The organism is Photobacterium proteolyticum, assembly GCF_001939735.1.
Lineage (GTDB): Bacteria > Pseudomonadota > Gammaproteobacteria > Enterobacterales > Vibrionaceae > Photobacterium > Photobacterium proteolyticum.
The window spans coordinates 283310-299767 of sequence record NZ_MJIL01000095.1 but is presented as its reverse complement, the minus strand read 5'-3'; the positions used below and the strand labels follow the sequence as shown (position 1 = coordinate 299767).

At 45.9% G+C, this 16458-nt stretch carries 14 protein-coding genes; 7 read left to right on the top strand and 7 right to left on the bottom strand.

Features of this window, described 5'->3' with window-relative positions:
- Nucleotides 1-6: 6 nt before the first annotated feature.
- Entirely contained in the window at nucleotides 7-693 is a 687-nt protein-coding gene (gene pdsR / locus BIT28_RS24805; RefSeq protein WP_075767613.1) for a proteobacterial dedicated sortase system response regulator, read from the bottom strand.
- 269 nt (nucleotides 694-962) lie between these two features.
- Here pdsR and pdsO point away from each other — a divergent pair, with 269 nt between their 5' ends.
- Nucleotides 963-1736 (top strand): sortase-associated OmpA-like protein PdsO, encoded by a 774-nt coding sequence (gene pdsO / locus BIT28_RS24800; RefSeq protein ID WP_075767612.1) that lies wholly within the window; start codon nucleotides 963-965, stop codon nucleotides 1734-1736.
- Between the two features lie 14 nt (nucleotides 1737-1750).
- Nucleotides 1751-1936, top strand: a complete 186-nt coding sequence (locus tag BIT28_RS24795) for a hypothetical protein (RefSeq protein WP_075767611.1) — start codon at nucleotides 1751-1753, stop codon at nucleotides 1934-1936.
- Nucleotides 1937-2084: 148 nt separating this feature from the next.
- Here BIT28_RS24795 and BIT28_RS24790 read toward each other — a convergent pair whose 3' ends face one another.
- Complete coding sequence (locus tag BIT28_RS24790; protein WP_075767610.1) at nucleotides 2085-3023, bottom strand: chemotaxis protein CheV; 939 nt, start codon at nucleotides 3021-3023, stop codon at nucleotides 2085-2087.
- An 846-nt stretch (nucleotides 3024-3869) separates the two neighbouring features.
- Between BIT28_RS24790 and fdhF the strand changes: the two genes are divergently transcribed.
- Entirely contained in the window at nucleotides 3870-8021 is a 4152-nt protein-coding gene (gene fdhF, locus BIT28_RS24785; RefSeq protein WP_075767609.1) for a formate dehydrogenase subunit alpha, read from the top strand.
- A 523-nt stretch (nucleotides 8022-8544) separates the two neighbouring features.
- Nucleotides 8545-8928 carry an NADH:ubiquinone oxidoreductase gene (locus tag BIT28_RS24775; protein ID WP_075767607.1) on the top strand — a complete coding sequence of 128 codons (384 nt, stop codon included), beginning with the start codon at nucleotides 8545-8547 and terminating at the stop codon, nucleotides 8926-8928.
- An 85-nt stretch (nucleotides 8929-9013) separates the two neighbouring features.
- Here the strand turns inward: BIT28_RS24775 and nagA are convergent, their stop codons facing one another.
- Complete coding sequence (gene nagA / locus BIT28_RS24770) at nucleotides 9014-10138, bottom strand: N-acetylglucosamine-6-phosphate deacetylase (RefSeq protein WP_075767606.1); 1125 nt, start codon at nucleotides 10136-10138, stop codon at nucleotides 9014-9016.
- Nucleotides 10139-10554: 416 nt separating this feature from the next.
- On the opposite strand from nagA, the gene BIT28_RS24765 reads away from it, so the two are divergent.
- Nucleotides 10555-11316 (top strand): DmsC/YnfH family molybdoenzyme membrane anchor subunit, encoded by a 762-nt coding sequence (locus BIT28_RS24765; protein WP_075767605.1) that lies wholly within the window; start codon nucleotides 10555-10557, stop codon nucleotides 11314-11316.
- Between the two features lie 81 nt (nucleotides 11317-11397).
- On the opposite strand, the gene BIT28_RS24760 is transcribed toward BIT28_RS24765, so the two are convergent.
- Together BIT28_RS24760 and BIT28_RS24755 are read right to left on the bottom strand one after the other, a co-directional pair.
- The gene (locus tag BIT28_RS24760) at nucleotides 11398-11937 is read right to left on the bottom strand and encodes a hydrolase (RefSeq protein WP_075767604.1); all 540 of its coding nucleotides are present in this window, start codon (nucleotides 11935-11937) and stop codon (nucleotides 11398-11400) included.
- 130 nt (nucleotides 11938-12067) lie between these two features.
- Nucleotides 12068-13612 (bottom strand): glutamate synthase-related protein, encoded by a 1545-nt coding sequence (locus tag BIT28_RS24755; RefSeq protein WP_075767603.1) that lies wholly within the window; start codon nucleotides 13610-13612, stop codon nucleotides 12068-12070.
- Between the two features lie 225 nt (nucleotides 13613-13837).
- Here BIT28_RS24755 and BIT28_RS24750 point away from each other — a divergent pair, with 225 nt between their 5' ends.
- Complete coding sequence (locus BIT28_RS24750) at nucleotides 13838-14524, top strand: VC0807 family protein (protein WP_075767602.1); 687 nt, start codon at nucleotides 13838-13840, stop codon at nucleotides 14522-14524.
- 153 nt (nucleotides 14525-14677) lie between these two features.
- The gene (gene ppiC, locus BIT28_RS24745) at nucleotides 14678-14959 is read left to right on the top strand and encodes a peptidylprolyl isomerase PpiC (protein ID WP_007465584.1); all 282 of its coding nucleotides are present in this window, start codon (nucleotides 14678-14680) and stop codon (nucleotides 14957-14959) included.
- A gap of 249 nt (nucleotides 14960-15208) precedes the next feature.
- Here the strand turns inward: ppiC and BIT28_RS24740 are convergent, their stop codons facing one another.
- Entirely contained in the window at nucleotides 15209-15631 is a 423-nt protein-coding gene (locus tag BIT28_RS24740; protein WP_075767601.1) for a hypothetical protein, read from the bottom strand.
- Nucleotides 15632-15948: 317 nt separating this feature from the next.
- Nucleotides 15949-16455 carry a CPBP family intramembrane glutamic endopeptidase gene (locus BIT28_RS24735; RefSeq protein ID WP_075767600.1) on the bottom strand — a complete coding sequence of 169 codons (507 nt, stop codon included), beginning with the start codon at nucleotides 16453-16455 and terminating at the stop codon, nucleotides 15949-15951.
- Nucleotides 16456-16458: the final 3 nt, after the last annotated feature.

The following is a 16458-nucleotide window of genomic DNA, read 5'->3' as shown; positions in this document are numbered from 1 at the left end:
CCTCGGTTATGAGCCCCACCGGTAGCCCATGCCGTACACCGTGTTGATGCAGTCGAAGCTATCATCATATTGCAGGAATTTTTTACGGATCCGTTTTACGTGGGAAGTGATAGTGCTGTCGTCGACAACAACCTGAGCCTCATCCATGAGGTCATGGCGGCTTTTGACATGGCCCGGGCGCTTTGCCAGCGCGTAGACCATCCAAAATTCGGTGACGGTGAGCTCAACCAACTGCTTGTTCCAGAAAATCTGCATCTTATTCTTATCTATCGTTAACGCCCCGCGCTCAATTAGCGTTTCTTGCTCTGTCGGGACAGCGAGCAGATCACTACGACGAAACAGGGCAGCAATTCGGGCCATAAGATGGGGCAAACTAACATCTTTGGTCAGGTAGTCATCTGCGCCCATTCTCAACCCGCAAACAGTGTCAAAATCACTATCACGAGCGGTCAGGAAGATAATAGGTAGGGTAGGAGACAGCGCGCGAAGAGACTGGCATAACGAAAATCCACCATCAATTTCATTCTGAAGGCCGATATCAATAATGGCGAGATCGGGTAGGTGCTGTTCGAATGCCGCTTGTGCATCGGGCCGGTTGTCATACCCCTGCACGCTATAGCCGTGTTTCTTCAACACATCGATATAGTTTTCACGGATAGCGGCTTCGTCTTCGACAATCACAATCTTCTTCATGTATGGCCTTAGCAGATGTTAGTTGGTAGCTCGGGATGTTGATATGTGCTGACTATACAATAAAAAATGCCTGAAAAAAGCCACATCAACCAATTGCCATTTTTTTGCCACAATTGATCAGCATATTGCCCTTTTTCCTCCCGAATATTGCCAGATCCAGTTGGTTTAATTGCCTCATCGAAACGACATCGATATAGCCAAAAAGCTTTAAACACGATGTCGATACCAAACAACCAATCAGCACATTGTTTACTGATGAGGAACGGAAAATGAAAAAGCAGCTAATTTCAACACTGATTGCAACCACTATGATGGCTTCTGTTATTACACCGGCCACACAAGCCGCAGAGGGGAAGACATCGGGGGCTAACACGACTCCAGATGCCTATACCGTTGGTCAGGATGAGCAGTTAATCGGCATGGGGTCCGGTGCGGCATTCGGTGCGTTAGTCGGTGGCCCTGCAGGGGCGGTGATTGGGGCAATTGTCGGTGGGATTGCCGGTACGGCAATGGGGCAGGAGCAACATATTCAGGCTCAAGACGAAGAAATGCTGGAGTTGACAGCACGTAACGGCGAACTTGAACGCATTAGCCAGCGCTATAACCAGTCACAAATAGAGATTGCACGCCTGCAGCAGCAACTCATCGACCAAAACAGTCTAGAGCAACGCCAGATAGATTTGGCTTTAGAGATGAATGTACACTTTCGAACTGGCTCTGCCCGGATTGAACCGCACTTTGAAGCCCAGTTGGAGGAGTTGGCAGAGCTAATGAAACAGGCCCCTGATGTGAAATGGGAACTGGCTGGATACGCTGATCGTCGTGGCGACAGCCTGAAGAACTACAACCTGTCACAACGTCGTGTTGATGCGGTTCGAGATTATCTGGAACAACGTGGTGTGGATGGTAACCAGATCTTTGCGTCAGCCTACGGCGATCAGGAGCCACTGAAAGCAGAGCAGAACTTTGAAGGTGACTTTTTCGACCGACGTGTAACGCTGCGTAGCAGCCAGAGCCAGGTTCGTACGGCAAATACGCACTGAGGGAGCGATGACGTATGACCCCAAAGACACCAAAAGGAGCACCTGATTGGGTGCTTCCTCTTCTCATCATCGTGTTGCTAACGATGCAGCTAACAGTAAAAGCCGAAGATGTGACTGAGCCAAAGATCGATATTTTGCATGGAGAAACGCTCGAGGCTTGGAATGAACTAGAGTCAGTGGCCAATAAGGAGTGTGAGTGATGTTTGTTGACGACCAGTTGTGGTTAACCTTGATGCTGAAACTGACCGTACTTCACTTCAGTATTATCTATTGCTAGGTGTATAGTTGGAGGCGGCATGAAGAAAGAAAAAACTCGCCCGCAGGCGAGTTCTTCTTGTTTTGATATGGTTAGAGTACCGCTCGTAACCTGTCTTGCACAACCTCAACCAAAAGATCTGGCTGGAACTTGGAGATAAACCGATCACAGCCAACTTTTTTCACCATCGCCTCATTGAAGCTACCACTGAGGGAGGTGTTAAGCGCTATATATATGTCGTTCATTCTTGGGTCATTGCGGATTTCGTGGGTAAGCTTGTATCCGTCCATTTCCGGCATTTCGGCATCGGTGAACATCATCAGGATTTCGTCATTGATATTCTTGCCTTCATCACACCAGCTCTTAAGCAGGTTCAGGGCCATCAGACCGTCGCTAGCTTCAATAATCTGCAACCCTAGCTGAGAAAGGGTGTCGCGGATTTGCGCACGAGCAGTCGAAGAGTCATCGACAATCAGTACCTTGCGGCCATGGAAATGGTTCACGATATTGTTATCAAGCACTTCTTCTGAGATCTGAATGTCATAGTCAATGATCTCAGCCAGCACTTTTTCGACATCAATGATACTTACTAGTCGGTCGACACCATCACGCTGCAATTTAGTAAGGGCAGTTAGGTAGTTGTTCTTTCCAACCTGGCTCGGTGGTGGCTGGATATCACGCCAGGTTAGGTTTTCAATGTTCATTACCTGGCCGACAAGGAAAGCCTGTACCGAACGGTTGTATTCGGTGATGATCATATTGCTTTCGCCGTCTGTATCTACGGGGCGCATACCAATTGCCTGACGTAGATCGATGACAGGAATTGATTGGCCACGGATGTTGGCAACACCGGTGATATTAGGGTGTGAACCAGGAAGCACGTTCAGTCTAGGAAGCTTAACAACTTCTTTAACTTTAAACACATTGATGGCAAATAGCTGTGATGAGTTCAGCTGGAAGATAAGTAACTCGAGTCGGTTTTCACCGACAAGCTGGGTACGCTGATCAACAGAATCTAGAATATTGGCCATAATTTGCCCGGCAGCTCACAAAATTATTAACATTATCATCAAATTATATGATGTTCATTAAGTAAAAGTCACGCCTTATATAACGTTTCCTGATAGCTTGGTAACGGATTTTGTGGCAACTCTGTGATTATCCTCGCTTTCTCACTACATTCTTTCGCCAAAGCTCAACGGGTGGATGCAGAGAGTAGTGCATGTCTACGCAGTGGTTCACCATACTCTGCTATCTGCTATCTGCTATCTGCTATCTGCTATCTGCTGACATTTATAATGCGAATATAAGCCACCCATGTTTGAAAGGCTGTTCAATCTAGTCTTGAAATTGCTATAAACTGATTGCACAAAACTTTGTTTTATCGTCAAGCAATAATTGATTGGCGAGATTGTATTGTACCGTCTAATAAAAAGACATTTTGTGTATTATTGTTTCACTTAATAATTCTGTCAGCAGTATGTTTATAAATTTAATCTTAATTTGTCGTGATGATTTAACGAAATTAACACTTTAGAATTATATATATACCGCCTTGGGGGTAGGTTGGCTGAAAATTAATAATGTAAATATATTTCAATATGTGACTATTTAAGGCGATACATAGATTATTGCTTGCTTTATTTTGCTTGGAAAATAATCCACTACAGTGTTCCAAATCAAGGAATTTTATCCTGAGCCTGATACGTTGGGGGAATAACAAAAAAATGATGATTTATCTAAATCATCCGTGAGCGCTGTACTGGCTTTCCCTATGAACAAGAAGTTAGTTACGAGTTGATAGCTGCGTATATATCCGGCTTATCCGTATAACTCATTACCTTGATGCAGCGCCAAGCAATAGAAAGAGGCAATATATGATAAATGTCACAATAGACGGACAAGCCGTGGTTGTTGATGATCAACAAACATTGCTTGAAGCCGCTACACAATGCCAAATTGATATTCCATCTCTATGTGGCTTAAATAAAAACGGTGAAAAAGTTCCTTGTGAATTATGCGTAGTTGAAGTCGAAGGACAGGGCACAAAGCGCGCATGCGAAATTCATCCTAGCGAGGGGATGAATGTTACTACGAAGAGTGATGCATTATCTGCTGCGCGCAAAAAAGCATTGAATCGCATTTTGTCTGATCACTACGCAGACTGTGAGGCACCGTGTCAGACTGCCTGTCCGGCCGGAGTTGATATTCAGTCTTATCTTTATCATATCTCTCAGAATGATCATCAAAAAGCGGTCGAAGTAATCAAGCGTACTTTGCCAATGCCGCTTTCTATCGGTCGTGTCTGCCCAGCATTCTGCGAAACGGAATGCCGTCGAGGACTTGTTGACGAACCGCTGGCTATCAGACAGCTAAAGCGCCATGCAGCGGATGCTGACTTGGAAGCACAGGAACAATATGTTCCCGAAGTAAAACCTGCCAAAGGCAAATCTATTGCCATTATTGGTAGCGGACCGGGCGGATTAACCTGTGGTTATTACTTAAGCAATGAAGGTTACAACGTCACCGTGTTTGAGTCGATGCCTCATGCTGGTGGCTGGCTACGTTACGGTATTCCAGAGTACCGCTTGCCGAAAGCGATACTGGACAAAGAAATCGAGCTGATGTGCCGAAACGGTATGCAGGTTGAAACCGGCAAAGTGCTGGGTAAAGACTTCCTCTTATCCGAGCTTGCTAACGACTATGATGCCGTCTGCCTGGCAGTAGGCGCATCAAAAGCTGTCGAGATGAACTATCAGGGCAGTGATCTTGATGGTTGTTACCTCGGTGTCGATTACTTGAAAGATTATGTAACCGGTCACCAGTATACGACGGGTAAGAAAGTAGCTGTGATCGGTGGTGGTAATACGGCGATAGACTGTGCTCGAACCGCTGTCCGCGATGGAGCAGACACTACGCTGATTTACCGTCGTACTCGTGATGAAATGCCTGCCGAAGATTATGAGATCCTCGAAGCAGAGCATGAAGGCGTACATTTCCACTTCCTGACCAACCCTGTTGAGAACATTGCCGATGCGAACGGTCGTGTTTGTGAGGTGAAGCTTGAGAAGATGGCACTCGGTGAGCCTGATGCTTCGGGGCGCCGACGTCCGGAACCTACTGGCGAATACTTCACAGAGGCCTTTGATACGGTAATTGCAGCCGTTTCACAGAAACCGGATTTGGCATTTCTTGAAAACGACGACATTGAGCTGCCTGTTACCCGCTGGCTCACTCAGGAGTCGGATCCGTATACGATGCACTCCGGCTTGGAAAACATTTTCAGTATCGGTGATTTCCGTCGCGGACCGGCTACGGCTATCGAGGCGGTGGCAGACGGACGCATTGCTGCCGAGTCTATAGACCGTTTCTTCAATGGCGATATGGAAAAGATCCCGGTCAAACCGTTCAACTCCCAGAAAGCACCGAAGGTGAAGCAGGTCGATCCAAAGCAGTTTGCCGGGATCAAGAAAGTCATGCGTTCTGTCATGCCGGAGCTGAGTACCAAAGAGCGTGAACTCAGCTTTGCCGAAGTCGAAACCGGCTTTATGAACGAAGACGCTATCCGGGAAGCCGAGCGCTGCCTTGAGTGTGGTTGTCAGGCCAACACAGACTGTAGCCTTCGTGACTATGCCACTGAATATCAGGTTGAGAATAAAGATCTGGATCTCGGTAGTTGCCAGAAGTTCAGCGTTGATGATAGCTCAGAGTTTATTGTCTTTGACGCTAACCGTTGTATCAGCTGTGGCCAGTGTGTGGATGCCTGTAACGAGCAGGCAGTCCATGGAGCGCTGAGCTTCATGAAAAATAGCGATGGTAGCAGCGCCAAGCGTCCGGAATGTCGTCCAGGGTTTGATAACGGCTATAGCATGGGCGATTCAAATTGTGTGCAATGTGGCGCCTGTGTTCAGGTATGTCCGACAGGGGCACTGGTTGATAGCCGGGATAAGTCTCAGGGTCGAATTGAGATGCTGAAACCGGTTGATACGATTTGTACCTATTGCGGGGTGGGCTGTAAGGTCACCATGTTTGTTGATGAGATCACCAACAAAATTAGATATGTTCAGGGCACCAAGGACTCACCGGTCAATCAGGGGATGCTGTGCGTGAAAGGTCGCTTCGGCTTTGACTTTATCCAGAGCGAAGAGCGACTGAACACTCCGCTGATCCGCAAGGATGGCGAGTTGCAGCCAGCAAGCTGGGATGAAGCGTTGACGTTGGTTGCCGAGAAACTTGGTGGAATTAAGTCTCAATATGGCGGCAACGCACTGGCAGGGTTCTCGTCGGCAAAAACAACCAATGAAGACAACTATGCCTTCCAGAAGTTTATTCGCCGCGAGCTGGAGACAAACAACGTCGATCACTGTGCCCGTTTGTGTCACGCATCAACGGTAACAGGGTTAGAGGCCTCTCTCGGTAGCGGGGCTATGACCAACGATATACCGAGCATCCAGCATTCGGACGTCGTGTTCATTATTGGCTCGGATACTACCTCTGCCCACCCAATCATTGCTTCGCACATCAAGCAGGCGATCCGTAAAGGAACGGCGCGTTTGATTGTTGCCGATCCGAAGAAGATCGATATTGCAGAGCATGCACAGCTCTATGTGGCTCATCGTCCGGGAACGGATGTGATGCTCATGAATGGCATTATGCAGCAGATCATTAAAAATGGCTGGCATGACGAGCAATATATTGCTGATCGCGTTGAAGGCTTTGAGGCTCTGAAAGCTGAAGTGATGCGAGATGAGTATACGCCGGACAAGATTGAGCTTATCACCGGCGTTCGTGCTGCTGATGTTATTAAAATGGCTGAAATGATCGGTACTGCGGACAGAACCGCTGTGTACTACTCAATGGGGATCACCCAGCATACGACAGGACATGATAACGTTCGTTCGATTGCCAACTTGCAGCTATTGTGTGGCAACATTGGTATTGAAGGCGGGGGTATTAATCCGCTTCGTGGCCAGTCTAATGTTCAGGGCGCGTGTGATATGGGGGCACTGCCGAACAACCTGCCGGGCTATCAGAAGGTGTATAACCCCGAGGTCCACAGCAAGTTTGCCAAGGCCTGGAATAAACCGGATTTGCCATCTGAATCGGGCTTGACGCTGACAGAAATAATCGACGCTGCCTGCCATCAGGAGGTGAGAGGTTTATATGTTATGGGTGAGAACCCAGTACTCAGCGATCCGAATCAGGCACATGTGATTGAGGCACTGGAACAGCTCGACTTCCTTGTCGTACAGGATATCTTCCTGACTGAAACCGCGCAGTATGCCGATGTTGTTCTGCCGTCATGCTCGTTTGCCGAGAAGTCAGGGCACTTTACCAACACCGAGCGCCGTGTTCAGCGTATCTCGCCAGCAATTAACCCGCCGGGCGAGGCGAAGGAAGACTGGTGGATTATCCAGAGCATTGCTAATGCGATGGGAAGTGACTGGGGATATGAATCTGTGCAGGGTATTACCGAAGAGATCTGTCAGGTAACACCTCAATATGCCGGTATTCACTGGGAGCGTGTTGGCCGAGACGGAATCCAGTGGCCTTGTAAGGACGCCCAGCATCCGGGCACTCGGGTTATGCACCAGGAGACGTTTATTCGAGGCAAAGGTGAGATGGTTGCGATACCGTTCCGCTATGCGGCAGAGCTTCCGGATGATGACTATCCATTAATCCTGACAACTGGGCGGCTGCTTGAGCAGTTCCACACCGGAACCATGACACGTAAGACTAAAGGGCTGGATAATCTGGCTGGTCCGCGTGCAATGATTTCTGTGGCTGATGCAGAGCGATTGGGGATCGGCAATGGCGAGATGCTGCGTGTATCGACCCGAAGGGGGAGTATAGAGACACCGGCATTTGTGACTAAGCGTATGCAGCCTGGCGTTGTATTCGTGCCGTTCCACTTTGCTGAGTCACCGGCAAACCGATTGACGATTACAGCGACGGATCCGCACGCCAAGATCCCTGAGTTCAAGGTTGCGGCGGTGAAAGTTGAAAAACTGGAAGCAGCGATAGCATAGAACTGATCTAACTGAGCTTTATAGCATCAGCTCTAACGTTCGAACACCCGGCCTCGGTCGGGTGTTTTTTTATCTGTAGTCAGCTACTGGAAGCGCGGATGGTCAATTGTTGAACGATTTTTAAGCATAAAGCTCGCCAGAATCACGCAAAAAACACATCCATTCGATAAATCTTAAATTCCATATTTAATAAACCAATCTGGCCTGTTGATAAATTCTCCTGCTGCTTTTTTTGGAAGAATTTTGTTTTTTCTAGAAGATTTATTTCAATAGTAACGATTTGAAAAGATTTCTTACAATTCACGCTATTTTTAACAATCAATTAACTCTTGGTGAAATATTCCTGTAATAATGCGCCCTTAGCATGTTACAGGATGTAAAAATATAAGCTTTTAGCATTCTTTTAGGTTTCGGCTTCTTTTGGGGAAGTATGATTATTGAACAAAAGATGGGAAAATATCCCTGTTAGCAATGATTAGCATTGAAAGGTTGTTTTTCTCTTATTCGTTTTAGAGGAGTATGTATGAAGTTCGCTCTGATTTTTCTAATGTCGACTTTAGGCGGCGTGCTTTCTGGAGAACATTTTCATTCATTCATGGCCGGGTTAGGTATTGCATCAGTTGCAGTAGGTACAGGTTACTGGCTGGCATTTCGCTGCTCAACACGATACCCACAGCTTGCATTATTGCTGCTATTGATGGGGATGATGGCCAAAATGGCGGTCACTATAGCTGGCGTTATGTGGGGCCTGGAAGCGAACGTGATTAACTCGCCAATCGTTTTTGCTCTTTCGTACCTGTTCTTTTCAATTGTGGTTACTTACCTCTACTCAAAACTGCGTGAGTTCCAGATGGCCAGAGCTACGGCAGCCACTGAGGCAAACAAGTTAAAAACGAAAACAGCTTAATTGCAGCATTCAGTAAAAAAGCGAGCTAAAGGCTCGCTTTTTTTATGTTTGATATATTTTAGGCTTTATTGATTCACACTGTCTATCAAATGCGCTTGGTACCCATCTGATACACGCTGTGAACTTCGTTGTTTGGTGTCAGCAAGGTGATATTTGCTTTGTAGCCCTTGGCAATGACACCGTAGTGGTCATCAATCTTTAAGGCTTTGGCTGGATAGAGGCTGGCCATCCGTAATGCTTCCTCTCTACTAACTCCAACATGATTGATTAGGTTTTGCACTCCTTCAATCATCGTGATTGCAGCACCAGCTATTGTTCCATCTTCATAGTGGCACTTTCCGTTGGTGACATAGCCTCTGGTTCCGGCCATATCGTATTCAGTCATGTCTGTTCCGGCAGGGGTAACAGCATCGGTGACCATAAACAGGTTCTCTCCCATGATCTCATGGGCAATACGCACAGAAGCAAAATCAGAGTGAATGCCGTCGACAATGATGCCGGCATGCGGTTTTTTATCGAAAATGTAACCGACGACGCCGGGCTCGCGTGACCCAAGCGGGCTCATGGCATTGTATAAATGAGTTGCCATGGTAATGCCGTGCTTTTCATCAAGCTGTTTGTAAGTGGCATTGGTATGGCCGAGAGAGACAGTAATACCCGCCTCGGTGAGAATGTCGATGACAGATTGGGAGGTGTTTTCAGGTGCCAGAGTGATCACTTTGATTTTATCGGCGTGGTCAGCCAGATAGTAGGCGGTCATTTCGTCTAGGTGGCGAATGTGAATAGGATCGTGAGCGCCTTTTTTCTCTTTACTTATGAAGGGACCTTCAAGGTGCAGCCCAAGGATCCCCACAGATGGTCTGTTATCAATATCACCGACCATATCGATGACCTGACGCATTGCGTCGTTACCGCTCGTAATGAAAGTAGGAAGGTACTGGGTGGTACCGTTTTGCAGGTTGGTTTGGTTCATGATATCCAGCGTCTCTTTGCGGATATCTGTGTTGAGCAGTACGCCGCCACAGCCGTTGAGCTGAACATCAATAAAGCCAGCTGTTGCTGTTAACCCAGTACCATCATAGGTTTCTTCAGGCAATGATGCTTGATCCATCGGGACAACAGCCTGAATCGTGTCACTTTCCACGAGTATGGCTTGGTTCGTTATAATGCTAGTGCCATCAAATACATCAACGTGAGTTATTGCAAACATAGGCGTCTCTGAATAATTAATCTGTTCAATTCCAGAAGTGAATGGCAAAGTTATGCAGCCTCTTCTCTTCCAACCGTAATGTACAAACTTCGCGATACTTATTTTTTCATTAAAAATAAGATAGCGGATAGTCGGGATTTTAGTCAACAACTAACCGTTATTTTTTGTCTGATAATTGATGGTCTGGCCTCAAACCTGTGATCAGAGCAGCTTCTTATGGTGCTTATTTCTTGAAGAAAATTCGTTTGCTGTGAGTCTGCCCACCATTGCCTAACGGTTGATGTATCGGGTCATGGGCTTAACTCTATCAATTCTGGCACATCGGTTCGGCTTCAGGCACAATACGCGGCTTTCATTACTCCATATAATTTCTGAGCATCCTGTGGTGAAACAGGGTCAGATTGAAGAGGTAGATCATGGCTTGGTTTGATTGGCCATTTATTTTATCCAGTGTGTTTGCCCAGCTTGCGATTGGATCTTTCATTGTTTTGGGCTTGGTGATTTTCAGTAGAAAGTTGTGTTTTGGTCAAAGCGATCGCTTGCATAAAACGATGCCAGTACTCTGGATGTTACTATTTGCTTCGTTGATCCTACGCGAAATAAATTTGATGATGTCTAATACCCATTCGGTATACAGCTTCAGTGTTGAAGCGCTGATGACAACCGTATTCTTCGTACTTGCCTTGCTTTACTGGTTTGCCGAGAAAGCGCTGATGGGCAGTGATACCCTTAGAAGTGGGATGCTTGCGGTTACACTAGCAAGCGGTTTTCTTTATTTCGGACATGGTTTGGTAGAGCGTAGCGAACAGTGGCTGGTGGCTGTTCATTTCATTGCAACAACCTTATGTGGTGGAACTTTGTTTGCCCACACTGCATTGATTAGAGCCGAACACAAAGTCGAGGAAGTTAACCGTTATCTGCCTCTGCTGGGTAGTGCAATTGCCGTTATTTGTCTTTTTACCGGTATTCCTCAGCTTACTGATCTTGCAAGCCGTGCTGAAACCTACAACGAACTGTCGCCGTTTATCGCGCATGTTCTGAGCTTAGGGCTGTTGCTTGCCGCGGTTGGCGTGTGGTTGATGCCGACTTTGACGAAAAGTAAGCCTGTATTGCATGTAATGACATTTGCCCTGGGGTTAATTTTTATCTCATCTTACTGCGCAGGGGTCGGCTATTAACGACAGACTAGCTCAGTCATAAAACGGTTGAATGCAAAGATTGAAAGCCGATGGGAACCATCGGCTTTTTGCTATAAACCGCTACTTAATGATACTCAGAATTTGCTTGAAGCGTTCGCCCTCGGCGATTTCCTGAAGTTCAAACAGTACCATTTCCGTGCATGACAGCTCTGCACCAGCATGCTGAAGCTTGTTCAAGGCAACTTGTTTGTTCTGTGGATCACGTGACGACACAGCATCGGTGATCACTTCGACATGGAAACCTGCGCTGATCATTTCGAGAACGGTCTGATAAACACAGATGTGCGCTTCAATGCCAACAACAATGACATTCTGACAATGCGTTTCAGCCAGCGCTTCGACAAAGGCTGAGGACTTATAGCAACTGAAGCTATTTTTGGCGATAGGCTGGTGGTCATGCAGCTGATCGGCAATTTGCGGAATCGTCGGACCCAGTTTATCTGGGATCTGTTCAACCCATACAATTGGTAGTTCAAGGATTTTGGCACCTCGGACAATGGTCTCGAGGTTACTGAACAGCGCATCCTTCTGATCCATTATCTGGGCCAGCTTCCCTTGGACATCAACAATGACGAGGGCAGTATTATCAGCTTTAAGCATTTTAAAGTCCTTTTTTGAGAGTGAGCAATATAGAGCATGGCCGTTTGCTCTAAAACCAGCTTATCAGAATATCAAGTTATATTCTTTTAACTATAAGAGGTTAGTAGAATTTCACAGAATAGTTGCCTTGCTACTCTCGTTGCTTAAAGCCGGAGTATTCAATGCCTGCGAGTCGAGCCATTTCATGGTGCCAGGTAGCCAAATCATCCTTATTGAATTCGTTGAGATGGGAGTGGCCACAAGCTCTGGCCATCACTTGCATTAGCTCAGTAGAAGCCGTAAGAAAATTAGCCAGTTGCTTGGCGGCTTTATCCGAATTTAATTTTTGGCGTAGGTCTTCTTTTTGTGTCGCGATGCCTGCCGGACAGTTGTTGGTGTTACAGATTCGCGCGGCAACACAGCCAATAGACTGCATAGCGCTGTTGGCGATGGCGATGCCGTCAGCACCCAGTGCCAGGGCTTTAACGAAATCGGCAGGTACACGCAGACCACCGGTAATAATGAGCGTGACCTGATCAGACATACCAGTTCTGTCGAGAAAATACCGTGCTCTGGCAAGGGCTGGGATAGTGGGGACGCTGATATGATCGCGAAATATTTGAGGCGCTGCGCCGGTACCGCCTCCGCGACCGTCGAGGATGATGTAGTCGGCTCCCGCCTCAAGGGCAAAGCCCATGTCTCGCTCGATGTGATTGGCGCTGAGCTTGAAGCCGATTGGGATCCCGCCGGTGATCTCACGGACATTGTCGGCAAACTCGGCGAAGTCGGACACGGTTTTTAAGTCGGTAAATGTGGGCGGAGAAACAGCGTCTGTACCTTCTTTTAAGCAACGCGTCTTAGCGATTTTTCCTGTGTTCTTAGCGGCAGGCAGGTGGCCTCCCGTACCGGTTTTCGCACCTTGTCCCCCTTTAAAGTGGAAAGCCTGTACCTTTTTTAGCAGCCCTTCGTGATAGCCAAATTTGGCACTGGCGAGTTCATAGAAGTATCGGCTGTTGGCCTGTTGTTCCTCTGCTAGCATACCGCCTTCTCCGGAGCAGATACCCGTACCGGCCATCTCAGCGCCCATGGCTAAGGCCGTTTTGGCTTCTTCAGATAGCGCGCCGTAGCTCATATCGGAAATAAGTAAGGGTATATCAAGCACCAGTGGACGTTTTGCTTTGGGGCCAATGACCAGCTCTTTGCCAACCTTGGCATTTTCAAGCAGCGGCTTGGTAGCCATTTGAGCCACCATGATCTGGATATCATTCCAGTCAGGAAGCTGATAACGCGGTACCCCCATGGCTGTCATAGGGCCGTGATGTCCCATTTGGGATAGTCCTTCCCGGGCGAGCTGATGGATAAAAGCGACAGTGGGTTCTTCCTTCGTGGCAGAGGCTACTGGCATTGCATCTTTAGTTGCTGTAACCCCGGGACCTTCTTTTCCGACGTCAGAGCCACTAAACTGTTTATGAGTACCATCGCAGAACGGGGCATTTCCGGTATGCTTACAGGCACACAAGTACTCTTCACTGCTTTGTTCTGCTTTGAAAGGTAGTGGGGTGATGCCTGTACCTTTATGGGAGCCATCACAGAAGGGCTGTTTTGTTGAACGGCCGCATCGGCAAAAGTAGTACTCCTGACCTTTTTCAAGGCTGACTTTGACGGGTTTATTATTGGCGATTAGCGGCTTGGCCATTGCTTGGCTCCTTGTTCATTGTTTCTGGATGACAGTAACAAGGTAATTCATAGACATGTTGATAGAGTATGGGAGAGGATGAGCGAATTTGCAGGCCAGTAAACAGAAGAATATGCGTATCAAGAATGATAATTTACGCTTTGTAACTGCAACACCCTTTACACCAGCTCCGTTTCACGGAACAATGGCACGGTATTAACTTTTAGGTAACGTTTGAAAGAGATTATGACAGAAAAAAAAGCGAACCCATTTACTGATTTGATTTTTAACGTCATTGTCCCGTCTGTTGTCCTCATGAAATTGAGTGGTGATGAGCATCTGGGTTCAGTTGGCGCGTTAGTTGTCGCTTTAGCATTCCCGATTGTTTTTGGTGGCTATGAGTTAATTAAGTACAAGAAGTTTAACTTCATCTCGTTGCTTGGCTTCGTCAGCGTGTTGCTGACCGGTGGTATCGGCTTATTGGAACTTGATGCCAAGTGGCTGGCAGTGAAAGAGGCGCTTATCCCAGGCTTGATTGGATTGGGAGTCTTTATCTCGACATTTACCAAGTATCCGGTAGTGAGCAAAATGTTGTTCAACGACACGGTACTAAACTTGTCTCTGATTAAAGAGAAGTTGGGAGATAATGGTAAAGAGAAAGATTTTCAGCGTTGCCTGGCTAAATCAAACTACCTGTTCTCTGGTACGTTCGTATTCTCTTCTGTGATGAACTACGTATTGGCAACGATGATCGTGACAAGCCCGTCGGGTTCTCAGGCCTTCAATGAAGAGCTGGGTAAGCTGACTCTGATGAGCTACCCAATGATTGCTATTCCTTCGATGGTGATGATGATGGGGATCTTCTACTTCATCTGGCGCCAGATCCGTCAAATGACCAATCTCGAAACGGCTGAGATTTTCAAGACGCAGTAATCTGCCTCAAAACAAACAGAGAAGAATGCCAGTCGACATATCGACTGGCATTTTTTATGCCTTGAGGATTTTACATTGAGATAGCGCTTGCGACTTTTAGTGATTTATCGCACACTTTCACCGTTTTAATATTGGTTATATTAGGTTTGTATCATGGCCTCAACAGCAGCAGCTCTACATATTCTGGTAAAGCACAAAGAACAAGCAGACGACATTCTGAAGCAACTGAAAAAAGGGGCTAAGTTCCAGACCCTGGCAAAGAAATACTCTACCTGCCCATCCGGCAAGCGTGGTGGTGACCTAGGCGAGTTCCGTAAAGGCGCAATGGTTCCGGCATTTGATAAAGCCGTATTCACCGGTAAAGTGCTAGAGCCAATCGGTCCGGTTAAAACCAAGTTCGGTTATCACATCATAAAGGTGTTATACCGTACTTAAGTTTGAATTGTCCACGCGCTATGTAATTATTTAGAGCATAGCGCGTGGGGTAGGAGAAAACTCCCATTCATTTCTTATTTGGCCACTATCTTCCTTGGTAGTATTTTATTTTGAGCGTATCTAGCTTCAACTAGAAGCTGCTATTTTGCACACGCATGATTAGGGAGGAGCTCTACCGATTAGGAATATCGAAGGTTAGTTTTGTCAGTCATGCAGAGCTGTCATCTAAGAATGTTTGATATTTAATCATTACATTTCAAAGTTCTCACATGTTTTTTTATCAATGAACATTGTTAATAATTCTTTCCCCTGTTTATTGACAAAGCGGCCACCAATCCTGGGTACTGTTCTTAGAATGTCCAAATATTTACTGTTTGAACAAAATTCATTAATAAAGCCCTTTTGTAATTGGTCACCATAATCGGCTAGAACAAATCCATCCAGAGACTTATCATAAGTACTAAAGATAACTGTACAGTTTTCTAACAATGGTTTGTTTACTATTATCTGACCATCTAAACGCAGGAAAGGAGTTACATTATCAATCATTTTATAAAATGATAATACGTTTTCATCACATGTGTTATTTTGTGATTTTGGATATATAAAAGAAATAAGTATAGAAGAAAAAAGTATGCATACCGTAACCTTAAACTTAGATGTACCTAACATTTTCACAACCCAATATTTTATTTGATTTTATAAAGTTATTCTCTTGTTTCAAAAATGAATCTATAAAATTTAAGATGATGATTTTTCAGAATAATTAGTCGATTATATATTAGCGCTGGGCGTTTCAAATGTGAGTAACGTCAACTTTTTATGTGATTATTCAAGAGGTAATGGCGAAAAGTCAAGATGTGATTCAAAGAATAGATTCCTTGTGCGACTAGCTAGTCTATGTTGAAGGATAAGGGGTGTTGTTTTTCAGCTCTGTTTTTGCGCGCTCCAAGCGTAATTCACTCAAATGATTCTCTCGCTTTTCTGGTTCAACTTACTCCAAACCAAAATGACAAGTCACCAAGGATAGTAAGAAAGTTCCAACAAATATGTGCCACACAGACAAGAATTAGTGCAGAGATATTTCCAATTCTCATTCTGACATATTCATAAGTTAAAGCCAGTGCAAACCCGAGGCCTATAACTATAGTTGCATTCAAAACTGAATTATTCAGATGAACCAGAGAGAACACAATAGCTGAACCTGCAATAGAAAAGCTTGGGCTACCTGTTATTCGGCGAAAAGCGCCTTGTATAAACCATTGGAATATTAGAGTTTCAGTAATTGGTGCATCAACCAGGAGGAAAAACAGAGCTGCTGAAATTTCGTCCTCAGTCGGAGTAGGAACAACGTCATTAATATCAATGAATATGAAGTGATGCAGAACGACTAGAGTTAATCCCCACGTAAGAGCTAACCCATATACTCGAAATATAAAGGGCTTAGTCCTTAATCCCAACGTGCTATAGATCAGTGAATTTAACTTTTCTAGCAAACA

Excerpts from the sequence above, each read along its gene's own strand:
- pdsR (WP_075767613.1), bottom strand. The coding sequence starts at position 693 with ATGAAGAAGATTGTGATTGTCGAAGACGAAGCCGCTATCCGTGAAAAC.
- pdsO (WP_075767612.1), top strand. The coding sequence starts at position 963 with ATGAAAAAGCAGCTAATTTCAACACTGATTGCAACCACTATGATGGCT.
- BIT28_RS24795 (WP_075767611.1), top strand. The coding sequence starts at position 1,751 with ATGACCCCAAAGACACCAAAAGGAGCACCTGATTGGGTGCTTCCTCTT.
- BIT28_RS24790 (WP_075767610.1), bottom strand. The coding sequence starts at position 3,023 with ATGGCCAATATTCTAGATTCTGTTGATCAGCGTACCCAGCTTGTCGGT.
- fdhF (WP_075767609.1), top strand. The coding sequence starts at position 3,870 with ATGATAAATGTCACAATAGACGGACAAGCCGTGGTTGTTGATGATCAA.
- BIT28_RS24775 (WP_075767607.1), top strand. The coding sequence starts at position 8,545 with ATGAAGTTCGCTCTGATTTTTCTAATGTCGACTTTAGGCGGCGTGCTT.
- nagA (WP_075767606.1), bottom strand. The coding sequence starts at position 10,138 with ATGTTTGCAATAACTCACGTTGATGTATTTGATGGCACTAGCATTATA.
- BIT28_RS24765 (WP_075767605.1), top strand. The coding sequence starts at position 10,555 with ATGGCTTGGTTTGATTGGCCATTTATTTTATCCAGTGTGTTTGCCCAG.
- BIT28_RS24760 (WP_075767604.1), bottom strand. The coding sequence starts at position 11,937 with ATGCTTAAAGCTGATAATACTGCCCTCGTCATTGTTGATGTCCAAGGG.
- BIT28_RS24755 (WP_075767603.1), bottom strand. The coding sequence starts at position 13,612 with ATGGCCAAGCCGCTAATCGCCAATAATAAACCCGTCAAAGTCAGCCTT.
- BIT28_RS24750 (WP_075767602.1), top strand. The coding sequence starts at position 13,838 with ATGACAGAAAAAAAAGCGAACCCATTTACTGATTTGATTTTTAACGTC.
- ppiC (WP_007465584.1), top strand. The coding sequence starts at position 14,678 with ATGGCCTCAACAGCAGCAGCTCTACATATTCTGGTAAAGCACAAAGAA.
- BIT28_RS24740 (WP_075767601.1), bottom strand. The coding sequence starts at position 15,631 with ATGTTAGGTACATCTAAGTTTAAGGTTACGGTATGCATACTTTTTTCT.